Genomic DNA, 12,278 nt, shown 5'->3' with positions numbered 1-12,278 from the left:
CGTCTGATACCTGGTGGTCTGATACCCGGCCGCTTACCTGGTCGCCGTCAGCAGCGGGTCGATGTCCGCGGCGGCCTTGTCCAGCGCGGCCTGGACCGTCGTGCCGCCGGTGAAGGCCGGGGTCAGGTCGTCCGCCAGCACCGTGTCGATCTGCGGGGCCTGCGGGACCGAGGGCCGCGGCTTGGCGGTCGCCAGCTGCTTGATGAACGGCGCGAGCCCGGGTGCGGCCGCGGCCTCCTGGTCTCCCAGCGCGGACACCACGGACATCTGCCCGGTCGCGGCCATCGCCAGCTGGTAGGTGGAGCTCTGGGTGAAGCGGATGAACTTCTCCGCCGCGTCCTGGTGCGCCGAGGCGGAGGTCATCACGACGTCCTCGCCACCGGTGACCGAGACCGAACCGCCGGGACCGGCCGGCACGGGGGAGTAGACCGGCTTGAAGCTCGGGTACTGACCCGACCAGATGCCGGTCATCCACGGCCCGTCCAGGATGTCCGCGTACTGACCCTTCGGCAGGCCGTCAGAGGTCTGCGTCGCGCCCTTGTCGCCGGTGAGCAGGTTCGGGATGGCGCCCGCCTTGTACAGGTCCACCAGCAGCTGGACGCCCTGCACGCTGGCCGCGCTGTTGAGGTAGCCGGTGGCCTTGGTCTGGTCGGAGTTGGTCACCGAGCCGCCGGCCGACCAGATCCACGGGTAGACGTTCCAGCCCTGCAATCCGCTGTCCGCGAACACCGAGACCTTCTCGGCCTTCAGCTTCGGCGCGTCGGCGCGCAGGTCGTCGAAGGTGGCCGGCGGCGCCGCGATGCCCGCGGCCTTCAGCGCGTCCGGGTTCGAGATCAGAACCCTGGTGTTGGTGTCCAGCGGCAGCCCGTAGTAGTGCCCGCCGAACAGGTTGGTCGCCACCGTGCCCGGGTAGTCCGCGCCGGCCAGCGTCTGGTAGTCGCTCATCTTCTGGTCCAGCGGGGCGAACACGCCGAGCGCGCCCAGCTTCGGCACCCAGCCGAGGTCGGCCCGCACCAGGTCGGGCAGCGTGCCGCCGGCCGCGCCGGTGGTGAGCTTCTGGAGCATCGAGTCGTAGGGGATGTCGACGTACTCGATCTTGATGCCCGGGTTGGCCTTCTCGAAGGCCGGGATGATCGTGTTGTTCAGCGCGTCCGTCTGGGTCTTGTTGCCTCCGTTGCCGTAGGTGCCCCAGAAGGTCAGCGTGACGGGCGCGGCGGACACGGCGGACGAGCCGCCCGCCGTCGAGGACGAGGACGAGCAGGCGCCGAGCAGCGGCGCGCACAGCGCGGCCGTTCCCAGAATCAGTGCGCTGTAGTGACGACGACTCATGACCATGACTCCTGTGTGATGGTGAGTGGACCGTGTTGCGGGGTTGAGACAGGGCCCGGGGTCCGCACCGCCTGAGCGTCGGTGCCGGGTGACCCCGTCCAGTGGCCTTCGAACATTGTTTTCGTTCGCCAAGCAATCAATTACCGGCCGCCACAGTAGCCCACGTGGCAGAACACGGATTTGCGGATCTATGGGATTACACGGGGATCTCGCCGGTGAGGGTCATCAGCGAGCGCAGCACACCGTGGCGCAGCATCGTCGCCGCGGCGCCGCGGGCCCAGGTCTCGTCCGGCAGCGGGCGCACCACCAGGCGGCAGTCCCGCCCGGCGGAGGAGAAGCTCGACCTGGTGAGCTCCTCGTTCAGCGCGTCGATGATCAGATCGGACGCGCTGATCCCCTCGCCGGAAAGGATCACCACCGGCGGGTTGAGCAGGTTGACCAGGCCGGCCAGGCCCTGGCCGAGCGCCCGGCCGGCCTCGATGAACACCTGCCGGGCCACCGGGTCGCCGCCGTGCGCGATCTGCACCGCCTCGGCGAGGCTGCCCGGTAGCCGGCCGCGCCGCTCGCCGATGGCCCGCACGATCGCCTCGTCGCTGGCGAAGGCCTCGATGCAGCCGCGCTTGCCGCAGTGGCACAGCGGGCCGCGCGGGTCGACGATGTTGTGCCCGAACTCGCCGGCCGCGCCGCTTGCGCCGTGCAGCAGCTGGTCGTCGATCACGATCGCGCCGCCGACGCCGGCGCCCACCGTGACCACCGCGAACGACGAGGTGTCCCTGCCGGCGCCGAACCACTGCTCGGCGACGGCCAGGGTGTTGACGTCGTTCTCGATCAGCACCGGAAGATGCAGCTCGTCGGCGAGCATCCGTTGCAGCGGGACGTCCCGCCAGTCCTCCAGCATCGGCGAGAAGCGGACCACGCCGCGGCGCCCGTCGACGTGCCCGCCGAGCCCGACGCCGACGCCGACCGTGCCGCTCTCGCCGTCGGCCGTCGAGCCCAGCAGCTCGCGGGTGAGCTCGGCGACCGACTCGACGACCTTCTGCGGCCGGGCGTCGGCCAGCGGCGCGCGCCGGGACTGGAGCACCTCGGCGTGCAGGTCGACCACGACGCCGATCAGCTCCCCGCCGGTCACCTTGACGCCGACGGCGTTGTGCCGCCTGGCGTCGATGATCAGCGGGATCAGCGGCCGGCCCGGACCTTCCGAATAACCCTCCTGCTCGGTGACGTAGCCGCCCGCGATCATCGGCTTGACCAGCTTCGTCACCGCGGCCTGGGACATCCCGATGACCCGCGCCGCGTCGCGCCGGGAGATCGGCCCGCGCGTGAGGATGGCCGTGAACAGCGCGGCCAGGTTCCGTTCGCGCGAGGACCACTGCTCCGGCTGGTGCGGCGCGGTGAGGTCCGCCGCGTGGTCCGCAGTCTGCGGGATCATCGTTCTTCCTCTGCTTTGAGGGCTCTTCGAGCTCGACCGTGGCCTTGTGTGCGGCTGTGGACTCGTCCGCCGCTGCGTGTCGGCCGACCCTGCGCCGCCAGTCACGGTCGGGTTCGAAGAGGGGCCTGGAGTCGTCATCCGGAAAGTGTGCCCCGGCCGGGGGCGCTGCGTATCAGGGTTCCACGACTGGCACCGTCCTCACCGTCCTCGTCGTCGTCGCCCTCGTCACCGCTTTCACCGCACGTTCCCGTACAGCGCCGCGCCGGTGGTGTCCGTGAGCCGGTAGAGCAGGGTGCTCGTATCGTCCTCGGTCCAGGCCAGCGTCGTCGGGTTCTGGTGTTCGAGTTCGATGGTGAGCGGTTCCACGGTCCCGTTCGCAGTGCTCGAACTCGCGAGCGCGGAGCGGGGGATCACCAGCTCGATCCGGCCGGTGGCGGGATCCCACTGCGGCGCGATGACGCTGGTGATGTCGGCGTCCTGCACCCACGCGCCGTTGGCGACGTGGTAATGCAGGTAACGGTTGTCGCCGGAGCGCCGCGCCACCAGGTAGGACACCGGACGCGGCAGCGTCGAGCCGTCGATGCCGACGGTCGTCGTCGCGCTCGCCGCCCCGGAGAAGTCCGCCGAGTAGACGTCCACGCCGAACTCCGTGGCGGTCTGGTACGCGGGCAAGTGCCCATCCGCATTATCGACTCTGACATATATATTCGAGTCGTCATTCGCCGCGGCGACATCGCGGATGTCCGTGTCCGGGTCGCCGTTGACAGCGTCGCCGACCTGGTCGGTGAAGTACGGCACCGAGTTCCACTGCGGCCAGTCGCCGGTGGTGCCCGCGCTCACCGTGAGCGTGTCGCGCATCCCGGCCCGGACCACCGTCGGATACACGCGGGTGTCCGTCTGCCCGCCGTAGGCGAGCGCGGCCAGCACGTACCAGGCGCCGGTCACCGGCTCGACCATGGTCGAGCCGATCGGCTTCTGCGTGACGTTCGAGGTGGCCTCGCCCGGCGGCATGTAGCCGGTCGCCGTCCGGGTGACATACCAAGTCAACCGGTTCAGAGCAGTCGTAGTATCACCGGTGAAAATCTCCTGGATCGCCAGATACATGCTCATCTGCGGCCACGAAGGCTCAGCAGCCCCTGCTTCGTTCCCGGCCGGGCTGAACGGCGACGTGTAGTAGAAGACGTCGCCCTGATATCGGGCGACACCGAACGTGTCGTGCGTCAGATCCGCCGTGATCGTCGAGACGTGCGAGACGGCCCGACTGCTGGCCGCGTCGATCACGCCGAGCACGAGCAGCATGTCCGACGAGGAGTCCACCGGCGAGACGCGCGCGGTGTTGTCCGTGTTGACGGCCCGGTCGTAATAGTTCGACGGTGCGTTCCACATGCCGGCCGGACTGGCCAGCGACGAGCGCTGCAAAGCCGTCCCGATGCTGCCCGCCGCGGAACTCCAGCTGTCCGCGAGCGAGTTGTTCCCCTCGGCCTGCGCATACTGCTCAGCCGCCCAGAGCCCCGCCTCGTACGTCGCCTGGGTGAACGCGTTGTACTCCTGCGTCTCCTCCCAGATCGAGAAGTCGGACGGTCCGAAGCCGTTGCTCTGAATCCCGCCCGAGATGAACCCGGCGGCCTTCTGCACCGCGGGCCACATGGCGTCCCGGAACGTCGTGTCTCCCGTCTGCTGGTAGTGCCGCAGCACACCCATCAGGAAGATGCCGATCGAGTCGTCCTCCGGCTGGACGAAGCTGACGAACGCCCCGGTCCACTCGTTGTAAGTAGTACCGAATGACCCGTCCGAGTTCTGTTCGGTGATCAGCCAGTTGTAGTACTTGGCCGCCTCCGCGTGATGCCCGGCGGTATCCATCGCCAGCGCCGTCACCGCCGAGTCGCGGATCCACGTCTTGTACCCGTACGCGATCGGGTTGGTGGCAGCCGGCCAGGTCCCGAGCACCGGGTTCTGGGTCTGCTTCATCACCACCAGCGACCGGTCGTAGGCAGTCGACAGGCCTGTGTCCGTGAACGTCGACGTGGTCTGCTTCCCAGCCGCCAGCCAGTTGCTGTACGCAGTCATCGTGGTGGAGGCCCAGGACGAGTCGCTGGACCCACGAGCCGTGTCGGCGGCGGCCAACGCATTGGCCGAGGTGGCGGCGATCGCAAGATAGAACGACGTCGTAGCAGTCGAGTTGGCCGGTACCGACACAAGCTTCGACAGCGCGATGTCGACGTTCCCGGCGGTGACACTGGCGTTCCCCGGCAACGTGCCGCTCGCGTCGAACGTATACCAAGGCGCAACAGTCGGGGACGACGTGTTGGACACCGTGTCGTCGCCCACCTGGTGCCCGGACGACGCACCGAACGACCCGAGCACGATCTGGTACTGCCCGCTCGCCGACATGTCGGCGATGTCGGCGTCGCGCGTCGAGTCATACGTCGCGTGTACCGTCGCGCCCGTCGTGCTGGTGTTGTTGAGGTGCACTGAGTCCAGCACGTTCATGGTGACGGCCGACGCCGTCGTGTTGGTGAGCCGGTAGGTCACGACCATGAAGTGCTGGTTGGGCACCATCGCGTAGTCGCGGCCGATTGAGACCGGCATGGCCGTGCCCGAGTAGGGCCCGTAGTCCGACCGCAGGATGCCACCCGAGTCGAGATAGCCGGTCGCGGACCCGAAGTTGTGCACCTGGTCGTACTTCACGCCGTGCGTCTCGTCGCGGAAGAACCCGGTGTAGTCGACGATCTGGTTGACGGCCGACGCGGCCGACGCGACTGCGTTCGGCGAATAGTGCAGCTCAGCGAGCCGCGGGCCGTACTGCGTGTTCGTGTCGGTCTGCGCCAGCTGCGGCGCCATCCAGATCCCGGTCGTGTCCGTCCAGTTGTTCATGTACAGCGACCTGGCCGTCTCCGCCGAAGGCTGAGTCGGCCCGGTGGCCCCGGCCGGACCGGCCGTGAACACCACCGCGGACACGCTCCCGGCCACGACCACGACCCCAGCCGTCACCGAGCCGACGACGAGTCTGAGTCTGTTCCCGGCTCTGTCTGCGAGCCGGAGTTTTTCAAGTCTGGGTCTTCCGAGCCTGAGTTTTCCGAGTCTGGGTCTTCCAAGGCGGAGTTTTCCAAGTCTCCGGTACCCCATCACTGGCAGCCTCTCTGCTCCGTTGCAGCTCCGTTGCAGCCCTGCGTGATCGAACGAAAACAAGATCGAATTGACCGAACCGATCGAACCGGCGGCCACTCGACTGCCGACGCGCATCCCGGAGGGGATGTGGATGAGCGGGCGGATCGTTGGGCGGCTCCGGGTGCGAACAGTGTCGGATGAGTTAATTCCTTTTGTCAAGCAACTAATTACCCGTCAGATTGACCTGCGCTGCACCCGGCCTCACGGAGCTGGCCGGGCTCGGCGATCACGTCGCCGTCCCTGCCCCCGATCCCCGCCCATGTCCTGGTTTGCAGCCCTCGGTCGAGCGGGCAAATCGAACGTTATGGATGTAAGCACGGGGGAACCCACACTCCCTGCACCCAGCTCCGACACTCGCCCGCAAACCATGCGTGTCGGCGTCACCGGGCACATGGACCTTGGTCCTGAGACGACGGACCTCGTCGCCGAAGCGCTACGCGCTCATCTGCTCGAACTACGCGAGACCCAACCCGCAGACATGATCGGCGTCAGCTGCCTGGCGCCGGGGGCTGATCGGATCTTCGCGCGCATCCTGCTCGATATGGGCGGCCGCCTCGAAGTGATCATGCCGTCGGGCGAGTACACCGCCGAACTGGCCGACCCGGGCTCCGACGGCGATCCGGCCCTCGCGGAGCTGCTGAGCCGGGCCGATTTCGTGCGCCCCATCGCCGAGCCGCTGGCCAGGCCCCAGGTGTATGTGGCGGTCAACGACGCCATGCTGGAGTCGGTCGACTCGCTGGTCGCGGTGTGGAACGGCGTCGCTTCGACGAAGCTCGGCGGGACGGCGCACGTGGTGCACACCGCGCGGTCGCGGAGCATCCCGGTCAAGATCATCTGGCCGAAGGGCGCGACCCGCCAGAGCTGAGCCCGCCGGGCCCGGCTACCCGCGGCCGGTCACGGCCACGGTCGGACTCGACGCTTCCATCCGCACGATCGCCAAGCCCGCATCTGCGAGCAGCTCGGGCAGGCTGCGAACCACCTGCCGGTCCTTCTCCCGTTCCGACTCCGGTAACTGCTGCCACGGGACCAGCCCGGGATGCAGCCTGACAGCGTTGTCGCGCTCGCGACCCCACTGCCAGCCCTGGCGCTGCCGCTCCGCCGTCCACCGTTCGTGTTCGAGTTCGGCGAGTCGCTCGACTTCACCGTGCTGGAACGCGAATTGCGGCCCGTTCGCTCGCCGCGTGCTCAGAATGCAGTCGATCTCGGCGAGCTTCCTGCCGATGTCCGCGGCCTGATCCCGGTTCGCCCAGCGGTACTGCTCGGTGAGGGTTTCCCATGGGACCATGGCCGACGAGCTGCGCGGGGCCGCCCCCGCCGCGAACTGGTCGGTGAGATAGCGCTGGTGGCAGGCGCGGGCGAGCGACTCGGCGAGGTCGTCCTCGATCAGATCCGGATCGCAGCCCTCCGCGGTGACGTCCACCAGCCGAAGCCGGCCGCCGAGCGCGTCGAACAGGATGCCGCCGCCATCCGGCCCGGCGCGGAATCCGGCCGCGATCCCGGTCATCCGATCGACCCGGACGACGGCCTGCGTGAAGGCGGACTGGAATCCCGCCGCCGTGTCGAGAGCGGCCTTGAGCGCGTCGCCTTCGTCGTCCTGGCAGAAGTAGAGCCGGCGCAGCCGCGGTGCCGACGGATCCGCCGCATAGCGTTCGAGAACTCTCTCGAACGGTTCGGCGTACGGCACGATCCGGCACACCGAAGCCAGGAACGCGTACTGGCCTGCCAGTTCCGCGGCGATGCCGTGCGCGTCGACGCCGATGAACAAGACCACGACGGGCTCACGGCGCACCCCGCCTCGCGCCAGCCACTGCCGCGCGAACTCGGTCAGGACCGAACGCGCAAAGGCTCCGGTACCGACGATCGCGATTCGCGGCGTCTCACCCGCGAACGCCGCGTCGTCCACGCGGACCGTGGCCTGCGCGGCCGTCTCCTCCGGGTTGAAGAAGCCGAGTCGGCGCCCGCCGGTGTCGGCCACGCTCCAGTGCCGGGCGCGCAGCGCCGAGCACAGCTCCAGGTCGGGAATCAGAACATGGATTCGCTCGGGCAGCGACCCTCCCGGCGAGCGCGCCTGCTCGACGGCCGCAGCGATCTCAGCGTTCTGTTCGCCGAGCGCAAAACACGCATACACGCGACGCGCTCCGGCGACTCCGGCGGCGCGCAACGTGTACGGCGAGCACGGATCTCCGGTCACGGCGTCGTGATCGGCTTCGTCGGCGGCATCGGGAGAGACGACCACGACGCGAGTCCCATCAGCCCGCAGCCGGGAGGTGAGCACCTGCGCAGCTCGCGTCGAGCCGCAGATGACCACATGTCCGCGAAGCCGACGTGTACGAGCCCGCCGAATCCGCACAGCGGACAAGGCGACGCCGAACTCCGTCACGGGGTACACGAGCACGCACGGCGCGCAGAACCGGCCGATTTGCAGCTCACCGGGCACAGGCCCGCCGCTGGCCAGCGGCGTGGACTGGAGCAGCGCGAGTTCGACGTCGTAGTAGATGAGATTGCTGACGCTGGAGTCGACCTTGTGGTTTTCCTCGTTCGGGTGCATATGCTCGTACTGGTTCAGGCCCATGTATCCGAAGATCAGGCCGCTGAGCCCGAGCGCGGTGAACAGCAGCCGGATACCCGTGACCGCGCGCGCCGCCGGTGACCGTGAGTGAGCCAACCGCGCCTCCCCTCGCAGTGCGGTGCCCCCAGTCCGCGGCGCTCCCTAGGGTGCCCGGCCGGCGCCGCAGACTCATTCAGCTATCACTACCCTGATCCGTCTGTTTTAGCCCCTTCTGGAGCGTTCTTCATACATCCATGCGACCGCTGCCGTGCGGCCCGCGGTTCAGCGGGGCAGTGGCGCACCGAAGCGGACTGCGACGCCCGGGGAGTACAACACGCTGTCCGGCGGTCTGGTCGGAACGGGCAAACCGGCTGCCGCGATGAGGTTCTCCCGCAACTCCAGTACGTCGGCTTTGAACAGCGGCCAACGCGGATGCTCGTTGGGCAGGTAATAGGTGCGCCCGAGGAGTGTGCTGTGCAGGCCCCAGCGGGCGGTCACGAAGTGCTCCACCGGAGTGGGGTTCTCGACTGCTCCGCCGATGCGGACCCTGATATGCGAGCTCGCCGACGGGTTCCCCGGCCGGTGCCGGCGGCTCGTGTACTGGATCACGTCACCGGTTCGACGCACGGACATGCGGGACCAGATGTAGGGCAGGCCGAATCCGATCCGGCCGGTCAGCACCGGAAGCAGTCGGACCGCGTCCAGCGAGAGGAACACCACGCCGCGCCTGCCCGCCGCGTCGACCGAGTAGAGCCGCACGTTGGTTTCGGGGAAAGTGCCGAGCCAGGGCAGGCCGGGCAGTCCAGCCATGCCGATGCGGTACATCCGGAATGCGATCAGCCCAATGTATGTCTGGCCATCGATGACGTCGGGCTCGGTGCCACGCGGCAGCAGTGGCCGCACCGTCTCCGGCGCCGCGGTCCAATGCAGAAAGGTCAGATCGAGCCAGGATTGGGTGAGGATCGCCCGCCGCACCGGCCTGGCCGGCTCCGGCGTTACCGGTTCGATCGTCTCGGATCGGATGGCTTGCGGCACCGGCTCAGTATGGCGGAATGCGACTCGGGCCGATGTAGCCTCTTTGTTGGACTATGCGACGTGTACGGGGGCGCGTTCACTCTGATGGCCGGCACGGCTTGGGTGTAGGGACGCGAGGTGTGGCGCTGGCGGGCTCGGGGGCCGGGGCCGAACGGGTGATCATGCCGGGGCGCCCGGCGTAGGTCGGCTGAATTGACAACAGGCGTGTGTATACCAGTAGGGACATTGTCAGCCGTCCCTCGGGCGCCTGAGTGCGAAGCGGGAACGGCTTCCAGAGGTCTCAGGTGCGGCCTCGGTCCGCCTGGACAGAGAGGACATGAGTTCCCGTGACAGATTCCGACCTCGCCGGCGCGCTCGCGACCGGTGGTGGTGAGGCCGCTGCGGAGCGGCCGGCTCGCCGTACCTTCATGAAGGGTGCGGCCGTGACAGCGGCCGTGGCCGGTGCCGGTGCCGTGATTCCGGGCACCGCGCGCGCCGCGCAGAGCCCGCAGACGCGTCTTGGCGGGTTCCCGTTCCCGCTGCCGGCGGCCGGGGTGGAGATCCCGTGCAGCTGCTATGCGGCGAACGTCCCGCTCAAGATCAATACCGGTATCGTCAACCTCGACTTCAAGGGAGGTATCCGGGTCAGGGTCGAGACCAACAACACGGACGGGCTCAAGCTGAGCATCGTCGGCCACCGGGTCACCGCGCAGAGCCCGGTGCTCGGCACGGTCACCATCGAGCAGTCCAACGCGTCGGTCACCCCGCTGAGCCTGCTGCGGATGGGTTCGACCTTCCCGCCGAGCCCTGAGATGCTGATGTTCCTGAGCTTCACGCTGACCATCTCGAACCCGCCGGGTGGCGGCGGGCCGCTCGTGCTCACCACGACGCAGCCGGGTCAGCTGCTCGCCACCAATGTGCTGAATTTCCCGCCGGTGAACCAGGGTTACAACCTGTCCAGCCCAATCCCGCTCACGCCGGTGAGCGGCGGTTCTGGACCGGGCACGGGCCCGGGTTCGGGGTCTGGCGGCGGTTCGGGGTCCGGCGTGACTTGCCCTCCGCCCTCGGGTTCCGGCTCGGGTTCCGGTGGCGGGACGCAGCCCGGCTCCGGCGGCGGCTCGCCGTCCCCGGGGCTGCTCGGCCTCGGCGGGTTGCTCGCGCCGGTCGGGGACATCCTCGACAACCTCGGCGACACGCTCGGTTCGACGACGGACCAGGCGAACGGCCAGTGTGCCTGCTCGTCCTCGTCCTCGTCCTCGACCGGCGGTTCGTCCAGCGGTTCGGGTTCGGGGTCGGGTTCCGGTGGCTCGATCTTCCAGCTGCTGGGTTTCCCGGTCACGGTGAACCAGAGCAGCAGCCCGATCCCGGGCGTGTAACGGTCCAGTGCAGCAGACGAGGGGCCCGTCCGGTTTCGATCGGCCGGGCCCCTCGGCATCGGAGTGAGTTCGTTGTCGGGGTAGGTTCCCTTGCGGGGACTGCGGGGACTGCGGGGACTGCGGGGACTGCGGGGACTGCGGGGACTGCGGGGACTGCGGGAGTCAGGAGCCGGTTGGCGCCCCGTGGGCCTCGAATACTCGGGCGAAGAGCGCGTCGAGGATGTAGGGCTCGGCCTCCTTCTGGAAGTCGACCTTCGGCGCGTGGGCGCGAACGGTTCCTTCCAGCACGAGGAGCGATAGGAGCGGGAAGATGAACTGCGGGTCGGCGTAGAGTCCGTGCCGCCGTTGCAGGATGAAGAGGCTGGCTGCGAAACGCACCAGGTCGAAGTCCGCCGCGCGGGCACCGCTGCTTACGTGGACGAGGTCGGCAAGGTCGCGGGTGAAGCCGTCGACGTTGGCGCGTGGTCCCGGGATCGTGGTGGACAAAACGATTTGCGCGCAAGCTTCTCCGTGCCCGTAGGACATACGCATGAAGAAGGCCGCGAACTTCTCCCGGGCGTCCTGGGTAAGGCGCACGGTGAATCCGGCGTCTACGAGTGCGACCGTGCCGTCGGCCCGGAAGTAGACGTTGCCCGGGTGCAGGTCGCAATGTACGAGCCCGTCGATGAAAAGCATGTGGTAGATGCTGTGCAGCGTGGCGAGCACGGCTTGTTCGCGGTCGGCGGCGGGGAGACTGGCGGCGGTGTGCCGACTGAGGCCGTCCAGGAATTCCATGACCAGGACGTCGTCGCTGCACAGCTGCGTGTGTACCTCTGGTACGTGCATGCGGGGCTGCGTAGCCAGATTGGCACGGAGTTGCTCCAGATGGCGGGCTTCGCGTGGAAAGTCCAGTTGGGCGCGGATCGCGGCAGTCAGCTGGTCGACGATCTCCACGGCAGGCATGCCGCGTAGTGGTGGCAGGCGTGCAGCCATTCGTGTGACTCGGCGCATCAGCTCTAGGTCGGTGGTGAGTTCGTGTTCGACGCCTGGTCGGCGTACTTTGACGGCCACTACCCGACCGGTGGGGTCTGTTGCGCGGTAGACGGAAGCGATGCTGCCTGTTGCGATTGGCCTGGGTACGCCGTCCGGGTCGGTCTCGATTGTGAGACCACTGCGTTTGAGGAGGTCGGGCGAGGGCCCGGCGGACTGTGCGTCGGGCTCGACGGCGTCATGTAGTCGGCCTAGCGCTGTGCACACGTGTGGCGGAAGGAGGTCGGCCCTGGTAGCTAGGAGTTGCGCCATCTTGATGAATGCGGGGCCGAGGCCTGTGACGAAGTCCGCCAGCCAGCGCTCTGTGCGGGAGGGCAAGTCACGGCGGACGAGGCCTCGGGCGAGGGCGGGGCCTAAGGCAAGTGTGCCGACCAGGGCTTTTGCG

The 12,278-nt window shown here is 68.3% G+C and carries 8 protein-coding genes; 2 read left to right on the top strand and 6 right to left on the bottom strand.

Annotation, left to right across the window (positions count from 1 at the left end; translation table 11 throughout):
• Positions 1 to 33: 33 nt before the first annotated feature.
• The 3 genes from VGS97_RS18045 to VGS97_RS18035 all read right to left on the bottom strand — a co-directional run bounded on the left by VGS97_RS18045 (position 34) and on the right by VGS97_RS18035 (position 5,749).
• The gene (locus VGS97_RS18045; protein WP_326854737.1) at positions 34 to 1,329 is read right to left on the bottom strand and encodes an extracellular solute-binding protein; all 1,296 of its coding nucleotides are present in this window, start codon (positions 1,327 to 1,329) and stop codon (positions 34 to 36) included.
• A gap of 196 nt (positions 1,330 to 1,525) precedes the next feature.
• The gene (locus VGS97_RS18040) at positions 1,526 to 2,758 is read right to left on the bottom strand and encodes an ROK family transcriptional regulator (RefSeq protein WP_326854736.1); all 1,233 of its coding nucleotides are present in this window, start codon (positions 2,756 to 2,758) and stop codon (positions 1,526 to 1,528) included.
• A 234-nt stretch (positions 2,759 to 2,992) separates the two neighbouring features.
• Entirely contained in the window at positions 2,993 to 5,749 is a 2,757-nt protein-coding gene (locus VGS97_RS18035) for a glycoside hydrolase family 15 protein (RefSeq protein ID WP_326854735.1), read from the bottom strand.
• A 544-nt stretch (positions 5,750 to 6,293) separates the two neighbouring features.
• Between VGS97_RS18035 and VGS97_RS18030 the strand changes: the two genes are divergently transcribed.
• Positions 6,294 to 6,791 carry a hypothetical protein gene (locus tag VGS97_RS18030; protein WP_326854734.1) on the top strand — a complete coding sequence of 166 codons (498 nt, stop codon included), beginning with the start codon at positions 6,294 to 6,296 and terminating at the stop codon, positions 6,789 to 6,791.
• A gap of 15 nt (positions 6,792 to 6,806) precedes the next feature.
• On the opposite strand, the gene VGS97_RS18025 is transcribed toward VGS97_RS18030, so the two are convergent.
• Both VGS97_RS18025 and VGS97_RS18020 read right to left on the bottom strand, forming a co-directional pair.
• Positions 6,807 to 8,591 (bottom strand): RyR domain-containing protein, encoded by a 1,785-nt coding sequence (locus tag VGS97_RS18025; protein ID WP_326854733.1) that lies wholly within the window; start codon positions 8,589 to 8,591, stop codon positions 6,807 to 6,809.
• Between the two features lie 165 nt (positions 8,592 to 8,756).
• A complete protein-coding gene (locus VGS97_RS18020) occupies positions 8,757 to 9,509 on the bottom strand; it encodes a DUF2071 domain-containing protein (protein ID WP_326854732.1) in 753 nt (250 codons plus the stop codon).
• A 326-nt stretch (positions 9,510 to 9,835) separates the two neighbouring features.
• Here VGS97_RS18020 and VGS97_RS18015 point away from each other — a divergent pair, with 326 nt between their 5' ends.
• Positions 9,836 to 10,864, top strand: coding sequence for a twin-arginine translocation signal domain-containing protein (locus tag VGS97_RS18015; protein WP_326854731.1), 1,029 nt, complete (start codon positions 9,836 to 9,838; stop codon positions 10,862 to 10,864).
• A 162-nt stretch (positions 10,865 to 11,026) separates the two neighbouring features.
• Here VGS97_RS18015 and VGS97_RS18010 read toward each other — a convergent pair whose 3' ends face one another.
• Positions 11,027 to 12,145: an ABC1 kinase family protein gene (locus VGS97_RS18010; protein ID WP_326854762.1), complete on the bottom strand. Its 1,119-nt coding sequence runs from the start codon at positions 12,143 to 12,145 to the stop codon at positions 11,027 to 11,029.
• Positions 12,146 to 12,278 lie beyond the last annotated feature (133 nt).

Source organism: Actinocrinis sp. (assembly GCF_035946395.1).
In the GTDB taxonomy this organism is placed as follows: domain Bacteria; phylum Actinomycetota; class Actinomycetes; order Streptomycetales; family Catenulisporaceae; genus Actinocrinis.
This window is presented reverse-complemented; position numbering and strand designations above follow the sequence as displayed.

Excerpts from the sequence above, each read along its gene's own strand:
- VGS97_RS18040 (WP_326854736.1), bottom strand. The coding sequence starts at position 2,758 with ATGATCCCGCAGACTGCGGACCACGCGGCGGACCTCACCGCGCCGCAC.
- VGS97_RS18010 (WP_326854762.1), bottom strand. The coding sequence starts at position 12,145 with ATGGCGCAACTCCTAGCTACCAGGGCCGACCTCCTTCCGCCACACGTG.
- VGS97_RS18030 (WP_326854734.1), top strand. The coding sequence starts at position 6,294 with ATGCGTGTCGGCGTCACCGGGCACATGGACCTTGGTCCTGAGACGACG.
- VGS97_RS18045 (WP_326854737.1), bottom strand. The coding sequence starts at position 1,329 with ATGAGTCGTCGTCACTACAGCGCACTGATTCTGGGAACGGCCGCGCTG.